General features: G+C 53.6%; 10 protein-coding genes. 9 read left to right on the top strand and 1 reads right to left on the bottom strand.

Annotation, left to right across the window (positions count from 1 at the left end):
• Positions 1-79: 79 nt before the first annotated feature.
• The gene (locus KOI40_RS00950) at positions 80-2,839 is read right to left on the bottom strand and encodes a penicillin-binding protein 1A (RefSeq protein WP_216095535.1); all 2,760 of its coding nucleotides are present in this window, start codon (positions 2,837-2,839) and stop codon (positions 80-82) included.
• A 155-nt stretch (positions 2,840-2,994) separates the two neighbouring features.
• Between KOI40_RS00950 and KOI40_RS00945 the strand changes: the two genes are divergently transcribed.
• The 9 genes from KOI40_RS00945 (at position 2,995) to gltB (ending at position 16,255) form a co-directional block, all read left to right on the top strand.
• Positions 2,995-4,062, top strand: a complete 1,068-nt coding sequence (locus KOI40_RS00945; protein WP_233709861.1) for a pilus assembly protein PilM — start codon at positions 2,995-2,997, stop codon at positions 4,060-4,062.
• The gene (locus tag KOI40_RS00940; protein WP_216095534.1) at positions 4,062-4,655 is read left to right on the top strand and encodes a PilN domain-containing protein; all 594 of its coding nucleotides are present in this window, start codon (positions 4,062-4,064) and stop codon (positions 4,653-4,655) included. Before KOI40_RS00945 ends, KOI40_RS00940 begins: the two co-directional genes overlap by 1 nt.
• Before the next feature lie 11 nt (positions 4,656-4,666).
• Positions 4,667-5,284, top strand: coding sequence for a type IV pilus inner membrane component PilO (locus KOI40_RS00935; protein ID WP_233709860.1), 618 nt, complete (start codon positions 4,667-4,669; stop codon positions 5,282-5,284).
• Positions 5,281-5,820, top strand: coding sequence for a pilus assembly protein PilP (locus KOI40_RS00930; RefSeq protein ID WP_233709859.1), 540 nt, complete (start codon positions 5,281-5,283; stop codon positions 5,818-5,820). Before KOI40_RS00935 ends, KOI40_RS00930 begins: the two co-directional genes overlap by 4 nt.
• Before the next feature lie 14 nt (positions 5,821-5,834).
• Positions 5,835-7,988 carry a type IV pilus secretin PilQ gene (locus tag KOI40_RS00925; RefSeq protein WP_439653221.1) on the top strand — a complete coding sequence of 718 codons (2,154 nt, stop codon included), beginning with the start codon at positions 5,835-5,837 and terminating at the stop codon, positions 7,986-7,988.
• A gap of 116 nt (positions 7,989-8,104) precedes the next feature.
• On the top strand, positions 8,105-8,623 hold the full coding sequence (gene aroK / locus KOI40_RS00920) for a shikimate kinase AroK (RefSeq protein ID WP_216095533.1): 519 nt from the start codon (positions 8,105-8,107) through the stop codon (positions 8,621-8,623).
• Between the two features lie 83 nt (positions 8,624-8,706).
• A complete protein-coding gene (gene aroB, locus KOI40_RS00915; protein WP_216095532.1) occupies positions 8,707-9,780 on the top strand; it encodes a 3-dehydroquinate synthase in 1,074 nt (357 codons plus the stop codon).
• A 306-nt stretch (positions 9,781-10,086) separates the two neighbouring features.
• Complete coding sequence (locus tag KOI40_RS00910) at positions 10,087-11,604, top strand: AAA family ATPase (RefSeq protein ID WP_216095531.1); 1,518 nt, start codon at positions 10,087-10,089, stop codon at positions 11,602-11,604.
• Positions 11,605-11,803: 199 nt separating this feature from the next.
• Positions 11,804-16,255, top strand: coding sequence for a glutamate synthase large subunit (gene gltB, locus KOI40_RS00905; RefSeq protein ID WP_216095530.1), 4,452 nt, complete (start codon positions 11,804-11,806; stop codon positions 16,253-16,255).
• Positions 16,256-16,298: the final 43 nt, after the last annotated feature.

Raw genomic sequence — 16,298 nt, 5'->3', positions numbered from 1 at the left:
GACGCCAGTATAAAAAAACCGCCTGAATGGCGGTTTTTTTATGAGTGTGATTTGCGGGGCGACGGATGTCGCCCAGGTTCTAGAATAAATCTTCTGGCAGGGTTTCCTGATCGCCACCGGTACCGCTGTTCAGATCCGGTGCCTGATTTTGGCCGTAGCCCGGCACATTCTCTACCCGGAAGGTTTCAAAGATCGCATTGGTCTGGCTGGGTTGCGCCCGCTTGCCGGTATTGGGGTCGATGCGGATGGATACCAGGCCGTCAGGCAGGGAGCGGGGCTCTTTGGGAATGTCTTGCAGTGCGACACGCATGAAATCAATCCAAATGGGCAGTGCTGAAGTGCCGCCGTATTCGTGTCGGCCAAGGTTGGTGTTCTGATCAAAGCCCAGCCATGCGGTGGTGACAATGTTGCGATTGTAACCCGAGAACCAGGCATCGGTGGGGCCGTTGGTGGTACCTGTTTTACCGGCCAGATCGTCCCGCTCCAGAACTTTGGCGCGGCGTCCAGTGCCTTTCTGAATAACATCGCGAAGGATGTCGTCGATCAGGTAGACCACTTGTTCGCTGACCACTCGGGGAGCGACGGGCCTCTGTGGCTCTGCTTCAGTGTCTTGGTCTCCGGTCGATTCGGGCGTCGATGCTTCTTCCTGTAACGAGGTGCCGATCTCTGGTGTTGTGGCAAGTCTGTCGTCGGTGTTGTTTTCAGGCTTGTCGTTGTCCTGCAGGCTGGCAGCGAGTTCCGCTGCCATGGCGTTTTCCAGTGCGGCGACGCTGTTCGGGTCTGTTTCTGGGTTGATCGGGTCCTCGGCGGTGGCAGCGGCAGCCATGGCCTCTGCTTTGGCCCTGGCTTCACACTCCCGGCAAACCGTCGCTGGAAGAGCCTGAAAGACCGTTTCGCCATCCACATTATCAATGCGGTCAATCAGGTAGGCGGACACCTTGTAGCCGCCGTTGGCCAGCACCGCGTAGCCGGTCGCCAGTTGCAGTGGGGTTATTGAATAGGTTCCCAGGGCCAGTGACAGATTGTGTGGCAGCTTGTCCTTATCGAAACCAAAGCGATCCATGCCGTCAATGGCAGTCTCGACCCCGATGCTGCGCAGGATGCGAATGGAGACCAGGTTGCGGGACTTGTAGAGCGCCTGACGCAAACGGGTCGGCCCGAAGAATTTGCCGCTGGCATTTTCCGGTCGCCAGGTGTTTTCCAGAGACGGATCGTCAAACACAATCGGGGCGTCGTTGATGGTGGTCGCCGGGGTGAAACCGTTTTCCAGGGCTGCGGTATAAACAAAGGGTTTGAAGTTGGAGCCCGGCTGGCGCTCTGCCTGGGTGGCACGGTTGAAGTGACTCTGGGCGAAATCAAAACCGCCCACCAGGGCGTTGATGGCGCCATCAGACGGGTTCAGGGAGACCAGGGCGGCTTGAGCGGCCGGAACCTGGGTCAATTGCCAGGCGCCTTCCTGGTTTTTCACAACCCGAATAACATCCCCGACTTCCACAATTTCCGAGGCTGTCTCCGGCGGGAAGCCATAGCGGTTTTCCGAAATGTAGGGTTTGGCATCAGAGAGTCCGTTCTCCCAACTGATGTTCGCTTGTGTGCCATCCGCGGTGAGAAAGTCCACGCTGTCTGGATTCACCTGGGTGACCACAGCAGCGGTCAGGCCGCCGATGGTTTTAAAGTCTTTCAGTGCCTGTTGCCATTCCAGCAGTGGGAGATTTGGCTTGGGCAGCATGGGGGAGTCTTCACCGGTGGTTTGAGCGGTGTCACTGTCTTGCTCAAGAGCATTCACGTTATCCGGGGCTGGGTCGATAAAGAGAGTGTCGCTGCTCTCTTCGCTGTTTTCACGAGGCATGGAAAGCGGGAGCTTCGCCTCTGGGCCCCGGTAGCCGTGACGCTTGTCGTAGCTAAGCAGGCCGTCTATTACGGCCTGTTGGGCGTGTTCCTGCAGTTTGGAATCGATGGTTGTGTAAATTTTAAAACCGTCGGTATAGGCGGCAAGCCCGAGTTTATCAACCGCCTCTTTGCGGGTCATCTCGGCGATATAGGGGGCGCTCAGCTCCAGTCGGGAGCCGTGGTAGGAGGCGGTCACGGGGGCGGCGATGGCTTCGTCGTATTGTGTCTTGTCGATGTACCCCAGAGAGAGCATGCGGCCGAGAATCCAGTCGCGACGAATGATGGCACGCTGGGGGTTGGCGATGGGATTGTAGGCAGAGGGTGCCTTTGGCAGGCCGGCGATCATGGCCAGTTGTGCCAGATCCAGTTCCCCTATGGACTTGCCATAGTAAACTCGGGCAGCGGCTTCGATACCATAGGCGCGGTTGCCGAGGTAGATTTTGTTGGTATAGAGCTCGAGGATTTCTGCTTTTGTGAGTTCTTTCTCAATCTGGAGTGCCAGAAGGATCTCGTTAAATTTGCGACTGAAGGTCTGTTTGCGTGTTAGGAAAAAGTTTCTGGCGACCTGCATTGTTATGGTACTGCCGCCAGTTTGAATTTGTCCTGATTGCAATAATTGTGATGCGGCTCGCAAAAGCCCCTTAATATCGACGCCATGATGGGAGTAGAATCTGTCATCCTCAGCTGCGAGAATGGCGTCTATAAACGCTTTTGGGACATTCTCAATTGAGATGGGGTTACGGCGTTTTTCGCCGAATTCTCCAATAAGAAGCCCATCGCGAGAATAGACGCGTAAGGGAGTTTGCAGTTTGACCTGTCTGAGCGTCTCCACTTCGGGGAGTTTAGGACTCAAATACAGGGTAATACCCGCAAAAAGCGATAAAGTTCCACAGCCCGCGGCCAGGATGAGCCAAAAAGCCCAAGAGAGATATTTTGCTTTATAAGTCATTTTTTCTATGAGAATTAAGGGCTTAGGTAGCCGGGGTGTGTGTGATGTGCATTATAAGCGGTTTTTAAGTGTTTACATATGGCCAGCCTTGTTGCAGGCTTAAGTTAAAGTGCTATAACATCAAAAGCACCTAAGTTACGGAAATAGATAGAAAAATGGGAATTTTGGGGTTCTTAGAGCGCAAAGCCAAGCCCGTTTTGGGGCTCGACATCAGCTCGACATCAGTCAAGTTATTGGAGCTCAGCCGCCAAGGGGATCGCTATCGCGTGGAAAGTTACGCGGTAAAAGCGCTGCCCCCTAATGCCGTGGTTGAAAAAAACATCAACGAAGTGGAAGGCGTTGCCGACACGCTCAAGGCTCTGGTGCAGCAAGCCAGGCCCAAGGTGAAAGATGCGGCGGTGGCGGTGGCCGGCTCTGCGGTCATTACCAAGTTGATCGATATGCCTTCCGGCCTGAGCGAAGATGTGCTGGAAACCCAGATCTCTCTGGAGGCCGATCAATACATTCCTTACCCTCTCGAAGAAGTGGCTATCGATTTCGAGATCCAGGGAGAATCCCCTTCCAATCCTGATCAAGTCGAAGTGTTGCTGGCGGCCTGCCGTCGGGAGAATGTCGATCTGCGGGTTGCTGCCCTGGAACTGGCCGATCTCAAACCAAAAGTGGTGGATGTGGAAGCCTACACCATGGAGCGGGCGTTCAGTCTGATTGCTGATCAGCTTGAGGATCAGGACGACCAGGTGGTCGCCGTGTTGGATATTGGTGCCACCATGACGACCCTGAGTGTTCTGGTGGGCAGGAAAACGGTCTATACCCGTGAGCAATTGTTTGGTGGCAAGCAGCTGACCGAAGAAATTCAGCGTCGTTATGGTCTTTCTGTGGAAGAGGCTGGTCTGGCGAAGAAGCAGGGCGGTCTACCCGACGACTATATCGACGAAGTCCTGGAGCCATTCAAAGACGCGGTCGTACAGCAGGTTACCCGTTCCCTGCAGTTCTTCTTTTCCTCCAGTCAATATAACGATGTGGATCACATTGTGCTGGCGGGTGGTGTCGCCTCCCTGGAAGGTTTGTGTGACCTGATCAGTGAAAAGTTGGGCACTGAAGTGAGTGTGGCCAATCCTTTTGCGGGTATGACGGTTGCGCCGAGAGTCAATGCCGCTGCGCTGGCCAATGATGCCCCGTCACTGATGATCGCAGTGGGTTTGGCGATGAGGAGTTTTGATTAATGGCGAATATTAACCTCCTCCCCTGGCGCGATGAATACCGCCGCGAGAAACAGCAGGAATTCCTTGTCATCCTGGGTGTTGTCGCTGCGGTCACTGCACTTTGTGTCTATATCTGGATCAGCATTATCAACGGTGCCATCGACTCCCAAAACGAGCGTAACAACATGCTTACCCAGGAGATCAAGGCGCTGGATGAGCGAGTCAAAGAAATCCAGAAGTTGAAAAAACGCCGTGCCGAACTGCTGGCGAGAATGAAAGTGATTCAGGGCTTGCAGGGCGAGCGTCCGGTGATTGTCCGTTATTTTGACGAGCTGGTGCGTGACGTTCCCGAAGGCGTTTACTTGAGAACTCTCAAGCGCACTGGTGATCGCATCGATATCACCGGGGTCACTGAATCCAATGTCAGGGTATCCGCCTTTATGCGTAATCTGGATGCCTCGGAGTGGTTTGCCAATCCCAACCTGAAGTCGGTTAAAGCGGCTCCTCAGTACGGCGAGCAGGCCAGTGAATTCACCATGAGCTTTGCGACCACCAAGCCCAAGGACGATGAGTCCGCGGGTAGTGGTGGCAGTAAAAAGCGTACAGGGAAATAGTAGCGAGGTTCATGATGGCATTTAGAGACGTTGTTGAACAACTCAACGAATTCGATATCAATGATATCGACTGGACCCGTATGGGAGTCTGGCCCACGACGGGCAAAGTGGTGCTGTGCATTATTTTGATCGCGGCAATTGTCGCGGGTGGGTACTTCCTGTTTGTGAAGGATTTAAATCTTGTTCTGGAGAAGGTGACGGCAAAAGAGCAGCAGTTGCGCGAAACCTTCCGGCAGAAAGCGTTCCAGGCGGCCAATCTGGAAGCTTATCGGGAGCAAATGAAAGAGATGGAGAAATCTTTTGGTGCCCTGGTTGCCCAGTTGCCCAGTGATACTGAAGTACCGGGTCTGTTAGAGGATATCGACGAGCGCGGTGCGGAAAGTGGTCTGACCATTGAAAGCATTACCCTGCAAAGTGAAAAACGCGGTGAGTTCTACGTTGAGTTACCCATTTCCATCAAGGTGCGGGGCCCATATCACGACTTTGGTGTGTTTGTCAGTGGTGTTGCCGGCATGCCACGGATTGTGACCCTGCACGATTACAATATTACAAAATCCTCAGTGGATGGCATGCTGGATATGACCATTTTGGCCAAGACTTACAGATACAACAGTGAGGGCAGCAAATGATGGTTTCGTTGAATTGGCCCCGCTGCGTTGGTTTGGCTGTGGCTGTGATGACGCTCTCCGCGTGTAGTGGCTCATCCAATCAGGATTTGAAGGATTTTATTGAAGAGACCAAACGTCGACCTGCCGGGCAGATCGAACCGCTTCCGCCGTTTGTTCCCTATCAGAGTTTTACCTACAGTGCGATGATGGAGCGTGCTCCGTTTGATCCGCCGGTTGAAGACATCGATCAGTTGATTCTGGGCAAGAACTCTAATGTGAAGCCGGATACCAGCCGTGAAAAAGAGTTTCTGGAAGGCTTCAATATTGAGTCACTGAAAATGGTGGGAACTCTCGAGCAGAACGGCATTCTGTGGGCGCTGATCAATGATGGCCAAGGGGGTATCCATCGGGTGACCCAGGGCAATCATATGGGGAAAAACTACGGTCGTATTGTGGCTACCTCCAAGCGCCAGATAGATATTATTGAAATTGTGCCCAACGGCGCGGATGGATGGGTCGAGCGCCCTCAAGTTATAAAAATTGCGGAGAAGGAATAACAATCATGTTAACAATGCATCTTAAGCGAAGTGTGGGGGCTGCCGCGGCGATGATCGGGGCGACGATGCTGACCGTCCTCTCCGCAGTGGCTTCGGCCAGTACCCTGCAAGACGTTCGTTTTGCGGAGTTGCCCGGAGACCGGTTTGAAGTTCGTTTGGGGTTCGATGCTCTGCCGGGCCAGCCTACCGGTTATACCATTGAACAGCCAGCCAGAATTGTGTTGGATTTTGAAGGTGTCGATAACAGTCTGGCCCAGCGCAAGTTTCCCTTGTCTTTTGATAACGCCAAGTCCGCAGTGGTGCTGAGCAGCGAAGACCGTACGCGTCTGATTCTGAACCTCTCCCAGTTGACCGCTTACAACACCCGTACAGAAGGGAATGATCTGGTTATTGAAGTCGGCAGTCAGACCGCCGGTAATTATCTTGCCAGTAATGACCGGGTTGAAGACTCTGTTTCTCAAAGTACGTCTGCCCGTCTCAGTGGTTCGTCATTGGGAATTAATGATATCGATTTTCGTCGCGGCGAAAACGGAGAGGGCAAGGTCATCGTTCAGTTGACCGATCCATCCGTGAATATTGATGTTGTTCAGCATGCCAATGATGTTGAAATCACCTTCATGAATACCCAGCTGCCACAATCCCTGCGCCGCAGTCTCGATGTTGTGGACTTTGCTACGCCGGTGACTTTTGTCGACGCTGAGGCTGAAGGGAGTGACGTAAAACTTACTGTTCGCGCGACTGGCGATTACGATTACCTGGCCTATCAGGCGGATGGGACTTACGTCGTCAGTGTAAAACCGCTGACACAGAAGGAGATTGCCGAGAAGAAAGCCCGTTTTGATTACGTCGGTGAAAAGCTGTCGTTGAACTTCCAGAATATCGAAGTGCGTTCAGTGTTGCAGTTGATTGCAGATTTTACCGAACTCAATCTGGTGGCCAGTGATACGGTAACCGGCAATATCACCCTGCGTTTGGACAATGTCCCCTGGGATCAGGCTCTGGATCTGGTGCTGAAAACCAAAGGGCTCGATAAGCGTCAGGTGGGTAATGTGATGATGGTGGCACCGGCAGCAGAAATTGCCGAGCGTGAGCGTCAGGAACTGGAAACCCAAAAGCAGTTACAGGAGCTGGCACCACTGCGTACGGAATACATCCGTGTGCGTTATGCGAGTGCCACTGAGTTGTTTAAGTTGTTTGGTAAAAGTAACAACGGCGGTGGCGGTAATCGCGGCGGCTCCGGTGATGGTGGCTCCACCGCCAGTATTCTCTCTGAGCGTGGCTCTGCTATTGTGGATGAGCGTACCAACTCCATTATTTTGACCGACACCGCGGATAAGATTGACGAGTTCAAGAAGTTGATTGAGCAGGTGGATATTCCTATCCGTCAGGTGATGATTGAAGCCCGCATTGTAATCGCCAATACCAACTTTGCCGAGGAAATGGGTATTAAATGGGGAGCCATTGGTGTCGATACTCCGGGGAACTCTTTAATCGAAGTGTCTGGCTCGCAAGATGGTCTGGATAGTGATCCCGGTTCTCCTGCTGACTTCTTCTTTGGTGGTGGTACCACCGATTTGGAAGAAAACCTGATGGTGGATCTCGGGATTGCGAATCCAGCTGGCAGCTTTGCCATGAGCTTCCTCAATGACAATGTGTTGCTGAGCATGGAGATTTCTGCACTGGAAGATTCTGGTTATGCTGAAATTGTGTCCCAACCTAAAGTAATTACCGGTGACAAGCAAAAAGCCAGCATTGAGTCGGGTACAGAGATTCCCTATCAAGAGGCCTCTTCCAGCGGTGCAACTTCTACCTCTTTTAAAGAGGCGGTATTGAAGCTGGATGTGACGCCGCAGATTACGCCGGATGACAATATCATTATGGATTTGAAGGTGAATCAGGACTCGGTTGGTGCAATTGATACTGCCAGCGGGATTCCCACCATTGATGTGACTGAGCTGCAAACACAAGTGTTGGTGGCCAACGGTCAGACTGTGGTGCTGGGCGGTATTTTCCAGACCGAGCAGGTTACTGGACAGACCAAAGTGCCGTTTCTGGGTGATCTGCCTTATATGGGGCGTCTGTTCCGTCAGGATGTCAGAAGTGAGACCAAGCGTGAGCTGTTAATCTTTATCACTCCGAAAATCCTGACAGACGCGACGGCTAAGTAATTAGCCTATTCCGTTGATCAATCCAGTAGTTGCTCAATACTGGTTGCAAGGGCGCAATGGAAAATGGTTTCATTGCGTCCTTCCTGTTTTAAAGTCTAAATGTTGGTAAGCAATCGATGTCACAAACTATTGTTCTGGTCGGCCCTATGGGGGCGGGCAAGTCTACCATCGGTAAATTGCTTGCAGGCATCCTTCATCTGCCTTTTTCTGACAGTGACCGGGTGATTGAAGACCGCACGGGAGCTGACATCCCCTGGATTTTTGATGTTGAAGGTGAGGACGGTTTTCGTCAGCGCGAAACCGCTGTGTTGAAAGATCTACTGGTGGCTGAACCCATGGTACTGGCTACGGGAGGCGGTATTGTGGTGCGCGAGGAAAACCGCGAGCTGCTGAAGGGTGACAGTATTGTCGTTTACCTGACGGCCTCCGTCGACCAGTTGGTGGAGCGCACTTACAAAGATAAAAAAAGACCACTTTTGCAGGTGGCTGATCCGCAAGCGAAAATTCGCGAACTCATTGCCCATCGGGATCCGCTGTATCAGGAAGTTGCTGATATCGTGATTCAGACTGATCGTCGCGGCCCTAAAGCTGTCGCCCAAGAGATTGCCCAGCAATACCAGCGTCATTCTCACTGACTCCTACCTGCTCGGTGCTTATGGTAGACTGCCAGTTTTGACGGGGTCCGTCCCTTCCTTTCTCAAGCTTGGTTCTGCTTCTTATGCACACATTACACGTCGATCTCGGGGATCGTAGCTACCCGATTTATATTGGTGAAAACCTCTTGGGAGACCCCCAGTGGTTGCGTCCTCATATTCATGGCCAGCAGGTGTGCATTGTTACCAACGAAACCATTGCGCCTTTGTATCTGGATCGTGTTAAGTCGGCGCTGGATGGTCTGACTGTATCCTGTGTGGTTTTACCTGATGGTGAGGCGTTTAAAACACTGGATACTCTCTCTCTGGTTTTTGATCGCCTGTTGGAGGACCGGCATAACCGCACCACCACTCTGATTGCCCTGGGTGGGGGGGTTGTGGGGGATATGACTGGATTTGCCGCGGCGTCTTACCAGCGTGGTGTGGACTTCATTCAGGTGCCGACAACCTTGTTGTCTCAGGTGGATTCATCTGTCGGGGGCAAAACCGGTGTTAATCACCCGCTGGGTAAAAATATGATCGGGGCTTTCTATCAGCCCAATGCGGTTATTATCGATACTCAGGTGCTGCAAACGCTTCCGCCACGAGAGTTGTCAGCGGGTATTGCTGAGGTGATCAAATACGGTTTGATCGTAGATGAGCCGTTTTACGATTGGCTGGAAACTAATGTTGAAAAACTGATCGCCTGCGACAGTGAGGCACTGGCTTATGCCATTGAGCGTTCTTGCCAGTGCAAGGCGGATGTGGTGGCGCAGGACGAACGTGAAGGTGGCATTCGGGCAATCCTGAACCTCGGGCATACCTTTGGTCATGCCATTGAAACCGCTCAGGGTTATGGCAGCTGGTTGCATGGTGAGGCGGTGGCGACGGGTATGTTGATGGCCGCGGATCTTTCTGCACGTGAAGGCAATATAGCGTTCTCGGAAGTAGAGCGTCTGCAGCGTCTTCTGATGCGGGCCAATTTACCCGTGGCCTCTCCGGAGGCGATGACTGAAGATGAATTTCTTGGTTTGATGGCGGTGGATAAAAAAGTGCTGGATGGGCAGTTGCGTCTGGTATTGCTCGAGAGTATTGGCAAGGCGTTGGTGACCAAGACCTTTTCCCTCGATAATCTCAAACAAACGCTGGCCGAGTGTTAGTGCTTGGCCTTAATGCTCGCTGCGGTTAGCCGTTTCTTTTCCTGATCAGTTATCTAGCCTGTAACAATGGCATAGCGCTTGCTCTGTATTCAGTATGGGCAGGCGTTTGGTCGTTTGTTGGCGTATAAAACAGCTTTTTCCCCAAGGTTTGTCTGAATTTGTTATCGGTTTCTTTCGCGAGTTGTGTGGCGGGCCCGTTTTTACTTTGCGGGCGATAAACCAGTGTGACAAGATGCGTAGAAATGGTGCGCCCAGGTGTTTAAGGTGCGCTATCAGATCTGTCACTGGCAAGGAGTACTGGCTGTCATGGGGTTCGCAAACACTGCAGGGAAGGTGGCGTCTTCATCATCGGATTATCTGGAGGCCTATCAGTTTTTATTTGATCCGTTTGAAATGACTGCCGGACTTTCGCCGGATGACTTTGTTTTTTATGCCGGTGCGCAGCGCGAACAGGTGCTGGAGCAGGTGGTGCATTTGTCCCGCTTCAGCGCCAGTGTTGTGGTTGTGGCTGGCGAGCAGGGCAGTGGCCGTACGACGCTGAAAAACCAGCTGGCAGTAGAGTTGAGCGAGCGCTTCAAGCAGGCTGACATTTCAGCCAATTCGCTGACCGTACCGGAGCAGGTTTTTAGTGAAATTGCGTTTGCCCTGGATTGTGAGGTTTCCGAGGAGGCCAGTGCCGGAGAGTTGATCTCGGCCATCCGGCATCAACTGGTGCAGCCGCAGGACGAGCCCCTGCTTGTGTTGCTGGACGATGCTCACCTGCTGAGTGATGCGGTGTTGAGTGCGCTGGTGAGCTTGTTGCAGTCGTCCCGTCAGGATGATGACTTGCCTTTTCAGGTGGTGATGTTTGGCGATCTGGATTTGATCGGCCGTCTCGACAGTTTTGCCATGGTGGATATCCTTCTGCACGATGTGGTGCTGCCACCGCTGTCGGAAGAGGAGATGGCCGAATATCTGGCGCTGAAGTTAGAGGTTGCGGGTTGGAATGATGACTTGCCTTTTGATGATAGCGAGCTGGAATATCTTTACGTACAGTCTTCCGGAATGCCGGGGATGGCTCACCAGCCTGCCAGGGATTTGCTGATCGACAAGATGCAGGCGCAGTTTGCGGCGGCTGGTCAAGATCGCGGGCTGGGGCTGCCGGTTGGACATATATTCAGTCTGGTGGTCTTGTTTGGTGTATTGCTCATGGCTTTCTTTTATAAAGACAGCTGGTTTGGAGGTAATGACCCAAATGGGGCCGGCGAAGAAGGCCAGCTTGTTTCCAGTGATCAGGTTGTGGAGCGTACGGTGGTACCGGTGAAGGTGCCTTTGACTACAGATTCTTCCGGTGACTCATCGGCGGTTGATGACCAGTCTGCCCCGGGGGTGGCTGTTAGTCAGGTCGGTGACGCAGGGGGTGAGATAAGCTCCCCTGCTATACTGGGTCCGGAGACGCAGAGCGGCACAGTCGACAGTGTGGAAAAACCGGTGGCTGCAATCGATCAGGCGTCGCAGGCAGAAGCCTCGTCGACACTGTCTGCAGATGAGCGCTATCTGATGTCGTTGGCGTCGTCTCACTATGTGCTGCAGGTGATGGCGAGCAGCTCAGAGCCCGCTGTTGAGGCTTACATGGAGCAGCAGAAGAACAGGAGCGCATTGCGGTTGTTTACGTCATCCCGGTCGGGAAAGCCGTGGTATGTGGTCGTGGCCGGGAACTACCCCACCGTAGAAGCGGCTCGTCAGGGGGTGGCATCGCTGCCTGAAGAGCAGAAGAAAGCGGGCCCCTGGCCGCGTAGCGTCGGGGATGTGCATGCAAAGATCAAAGATTATCGCGGCATTTAGCTGCACTATCGCGACATTAAGGGGCCGCCTTTAAGAGGGCTCCATTGCTGAACTTGCCAACCAGGCCGCAAGCGGGTAATATTCTGCGCCCATTTGCCAAGGAGCCCCTCAATTAGACAGGGGCTTTTTTGTCTCAGGCCTGATCACAAAGGTTTGAGCCCTTGATAAAGATTCTTGTTGGATTACTGAGAGACCGCCTATGAGCACTGGCCTCTACCAGATAGACGAATTTAAAGATAACTGTGGTTTTGGTTTGATCGCCCACTTAAAGGGTGAGACCAGCCATCGTTTGCTGACAACTGCTATTGAGTCATTGACCTGTATGACCCATCGCGGCGGTATCGCTGCTGATGGTAAAACCGGTGATGGCTGTGGCCTGCTGTTGCAAAAGCCGGATGGCTTTTTGCGCACGGTCGCCAAGACCGAACTGGGTGTCGAACTGGCTGACATCTACGGTATTGGTTCTATTATGCTGTCCCGCGATGATGAGGTCGCGGCAGCCGCGCGTTCTATCGTAGAGGAAGAGTTGCAGGCTCAGGGCTTGAAGGCCGTAGGCTGGAGAACCGTTCCGACCGATACCAGTTGCCTCGGGCCAATCGCCATGGCCTCGCTGCCTCAGTTTTCTCACCTGTTTGTTGAGGCTGATGCCGAATACTCCCAGCAGGAATTGACCGCGCGTCTGTTTATGGCTCGTCGTCTTGCCGAGAAGCGCTTGGCGGGTGACAAGAGCTTTTATATTGCCTCTCTCAGCGCCACGGTGATTTCCTATAAAGGCCTGATGATGCCGGTGGATCTGCCAAAGTTCTTCCTGGATCTGGCCAACGATGAGCTGGAAACCGCCATTTGCGTATTCCACCAACGCTTCTCCACCAACACCTCGCCTCAGTGGCCATTGGCGCAGCCGTTCCGCATGTTGGCGCACAACGGTGAAATCAACACCGTTATGGGTAACCGCAACTGGTCTGTCGCCCGTACGCCGAAATTCCAGACCGAGCTGCTGCCGGATCTTGAATCCATCACACCTCTGGTCAACCGTACCGGTTCTGACTCCTCCAGCCTGGATAATATGCTGGAAGTGTTGCTCACCGGGGGGATGGAGCTGCATCGCGCTGTGCGTATGCTGGTACCACCAGCCTGGCAGAATGTGGAACACATGGACCCGGATCTGCGCGCATTCTACGAGTACAACTCCATGCACGTGGAGCCGTGGGATGGTCCGGCTGGTCTGGTCATTACCGATGGTCGCTACGCGGTGTGTACCCTGGATCGCAACGGCCTGCGTCCGTCTCGCTGGGTGATTACCAAAGACGATTTCATTACGGTGGCCTCGGAAGTGGGCACCTACGATTACAAGCCTGAAGATGTGGTTGCCAAAGGCCGTTTGGGGCCTGGACAGATCCTGTCCGTGGATACACAAACCGGCGAGCTGTTCCACACCGAAGACGTCGACAAACTGCTGAAAGGCAGCAAGCCTTACAAGCAGTGGTTGAATGAAAAGGCCATGCGCATCGAGACCACTCTGGGTGTTGAAGGTGCAGACGAGCCAATTTCTCGCGAAGATCTGAAGACCTACCTGAAAATGTTTCAGGTGTCGTTTGAAGAGCGCGATCAGGTATTGCGTCCTCTGGCCGAAGGCGGTCAGGAAGCTGTGGGCTCCATGGGTGACGATACCCCAATGGCAGTACTGTCTGCGAAAGAGCGCAGTGTTTACGATTATTTCCGCCAGCAGTTTGCACAGGTAACCAACCCGCCGATCGACCCGTTGCGCGAAGCCATTGTGATGTCTCTGGAAACCTGTCTGGGTCGTGAGTTGTCTGTCTATGATGAGACCGATGCCCATGCCGACCGCATCATCCTGACATCGCCTGTGCTGTCTCCGGCCAAGTATCAGGCCGTGCTGAATTGTGACCGTCCGGGCTATGAAGCTCAGGTGTTCAACCTCAGTTACGATCCGGCAGAGAAAACGCTGGAGCAGGCCATCCGCGATCTGGTTGCCGATGCAGCCGAAGCCGTTCGCAACGGCAAGGTGTTGATGGTGCTGTCTGACAAGGTGATTGAAGAAGGCAAACTGCCAATTCACGGTTTGCTGGCCACCGGTGCTGTGCACCACAGCCTGACTCAGGCTGGCCTGCGTTGCGATGCCAACATTATTGTTGAGACCGCTACCGCCCGTGATTCGCACCATCTGGCGGCGCTGATTGGTTACGGTGCCACTGCGGTTTATCCGTACCTGAGCTATCAGGTGATCAACGAGCTGATTGAAACCGGTGAGTTGCTGCTGGATGCAACGTCGGCGTACACCAATTATCGCAAAGGTCTGAACAAAGGCCTGCTGAAAATTCTCTCCAAAATGGGGATCTCCACTGTAGCGTCTTACCGCGGTGCACAGCTGTTTGAAGCCATTGGTCTGAACAGCGACGTGATCGATCTCTGTTTTGCTGGCACCCCGAGTCGTATTCAGGGCGCGGGTTTTGAGGATCTGGAAAAAGATCAGAAAGCGCTGGCGAAAACGGCCTGGCAGAAACGCAAGCCGATTTCTCAGGGTGGTCTGCTGAAGTACGTGCACGGTGAGGAATACCACGCCTTTAACCCCGATGTGGTTCAGGCACTGCAAAAAGCGGTGAAGAGCGGTGATTACTCGGCGTGGCGTGACTACGCCGAGCTGGTCAATTCCCGTCCTACTGCGACACTGCGCGATCTGTTGGGGCTGAAAGAAGGTCTGCAGCCTATCGATGTCAGTGAAGTAGAGCCGATGGAATCCATCGTGCGTCGCTTTGACTCCGCGGCCATGTCGCTCGGTGCCCTGTCGCCGGAAGCTCACGAGGCGCTGGCTCAGGCCATGAACACTTTGGGTGGGCGCTCCAACAGCGGTGAGGGTGGTGAAGACCCTGTACGTTTTGGTACCAACAAGGTTTCCAAGATCAAGCAGATTGCGTCCGGTCGTTTTGGTGTGACTCCTCACTATCTGGTGAATGCTGAAGTTTTGCAGATTAAAGTTGCTCAGGGTGCCAAGCCCGGTGAAGGCGGCCAGCTGCCCGGTGGCAAGGTGAATAACCTGATTGCCCGTCTGCGTTACTCGGTACCTGGTGTGACCCTGATTTCGCCACCGCCGCACCACGATATTTATTCCATTGAGGATCTGGCTCAGCTGATCTACGACCTCAAGCAGGTGAATCCGGATGCTCTGGTGTCCGTGAAGCTGGTTTCCCGTCCGGGTGTGGGTACTATCGCGGCTGGTGTAGCCAAGGCTTACGCTGACCTGATTACCATTTCCGGTTACGACGGCGGTACGGCGGCGAGTCCGCTGACCTCTATCCGCTACGCTGGTTCGCCGTGGGAGTTGGGCCTGAGTGAAACTCACCAGACTCTGCGTGCCAACGATTTGCGTGACAAGGTTCGTGTTCAGACCGACGGTGGTCTGAAATCCGGTCTGGATGTAGTGAAGGCTGCGATTCTGGGGGCTGAAAGCTTCGGCTTTGGTACGGCACCGATGGTTGCTCTGGGTTGTAAATACCTGCGGATCTGTCACCTGAATAACTGTGCAACCGGTGTTGCCACTCAGAATGACAAGCTGCGTGATGAGCACTACATCGGCACGGTCGATATGGCGATCAACTTCTTCAAGTTTGTGGCGGAAGAAGCCCGCGAGTGGATGGCCCGTTTGGGGGTTCGCACGATTGAAGAGCTGGTGGGTCGTGTGGACCTGCTGGAGCGCATCGAGGGAACTACCGACAAGCAGGCCAAGCTGGATCTTAGCCCGATTGTGTATACCGATGAATTGCTCGACAGCAAGCCGCAGATCTGCAGCGTAGAGCGCAACACGCCTTACGATAAAGGCGAGTGTGCCGAGCGTATGGTGAAAGAGTTGCTGCCGGCTATTGAGGCGAAATCCGGTGGAGAGTTTTCTTTCCATATCACCAACTGTGATCGTTCCATCGGTGCGCGTATCAGTGGTGAAATCGCCAAGCGTCACGGTAACCAGGGTATGGCTGATGCGCCGATCAAGCTGAACCTCACCGGTATTGCCGGTCAGAGTTTCGGTGTCTGGAACGCCGGCGGCCTGGAACTGTACCTGGAAGGTGATGCCAACGATTACGTCGGTAAAGGCATGGCAGGTGGCAAGATTGTCCTGCGTCCGCCTCAAGGTTCTGAGTTTGCATCCAATGAAACCAGCATCATGGGTAACACCTGTTTGTATGGCGCGACTGGCGGCAAACTGTTTGCTGCGGGCAGTGCAGGCGAGCGTTGCGGTGTTCGTAACTCCGGTGCCCATGTTGTTGTCGAGGGCGCTGGTGACCACTGCTGTGAATACATGACTGGCGGTATCGTGACGGTTCTTGGCGAAACTGGCGTCAACTTCGGTGCAGGTATGACAGGCGGTTTTGCCTATGTACTGGATCAAAACAACACTTTTGTTGACAAGTACAACCACGAGTTGATTGAAATCCACCGCATTAACCGTGAGGCGCTGGAATCCCATCGCAATCATCTGCGTGGAATCATCGAAGAATTTGTTGCGGAAACCGGAAGTGCCTGGGGACAGGAGTTGCTCGACAACTTCGAAGACTACATTGGTAAATTCTGGTTGGTTAAACCGAAAGCGGCTGGCCTTGGGCAGCTGCTGGATAACGTCAAGCAGCGCGGCGAGTAAGTCGCCGCTGCGTCGTTTCGGTCTTTAATCGCTGCTGGCTCCA

It is taken from the genome of Pseudomaricurvus albidus (assembly GCF_018863235.1).
Taxonomy (GTDB): Bacteria; Pseudomonadota; Gammaproteobacteria; order Pseudomonadales; family Cellvibrionaceae; genus Pseudomaricurvus; species Pseudomaricurvus albidus.
The sequence above is the reverse complement of the archived record's forward strand: the minus strand, read 5'-3'. Positions and strand labels throughout refer to the sequence as shown.

Coding starts and splice junctions, on each gene's coding strand:
- KOI40_RS00950 (WP_216095535.1), bottom strand. CDS start 2,839: ATGACTTATAAAGCAAAATATCTCTCTTGGGCTTTTTGGCTCATCCTG.
- KOI40_RS00945 (WP_233709861.1), top strand. CDS start 2,995: ATGGGAATTTTGGGGTTCTTAGAGCGCAAAGCCAAGCCCGTTTTGGGG.
- KOI40_RS00940 (WP_216095534.1), top strand. CDS start 4,062: ATGGCGAATATTAACCTCCTCCCCTGGCGCGATGAATACCGCCGCGAG.
- KOI40_RS00935 (WP_233709860.1), top strand. CDS start 4,667: ATGATGGCATTTAGAGACGTTGTTGAACAACTCAACGAATTCGATATC.
- KOI40_RS00930 (WP_233709859.1), top strand. CDS start 5,281: ATGATGGTTTCGTTGAATTGGCCCCGCTGCGTTGGTTTGGCTGTGGCT.
- KOI40_RS00925 (WP_439653221.1), top strand. CDS start 5,835: ATGCATCTTAAGCGAAGTGTGGGGGCTGCCGCGGCGATGATCGGGGCG.
- aroK (WP_216095533.1), top strand. CDS start 8,105: ATGTCACAAACTATTGTTCTGGTCGGCCCTATGGGGGCGGGCAAGTCT.
- aroB (WP_216095532.1), top strand. CDS start 8,707: ATGCACACATTACACGTCGATCTCGGGGATCGTAGCTACCCGATTTAT.
- KOI40_RS00910 (WP_216095531.1), top strand. CDS start 10,087: ATGGGGTTCGCAAACACTGCAGGGAAGGTGGCGTCTTCATCATCGGAT.
- gltB (WP_216095530.1), top strand. CDS start 11,804: ATGAGCACTGGCCTCTACCAGATAGACGAATTTAAAGATAACTGTGGT.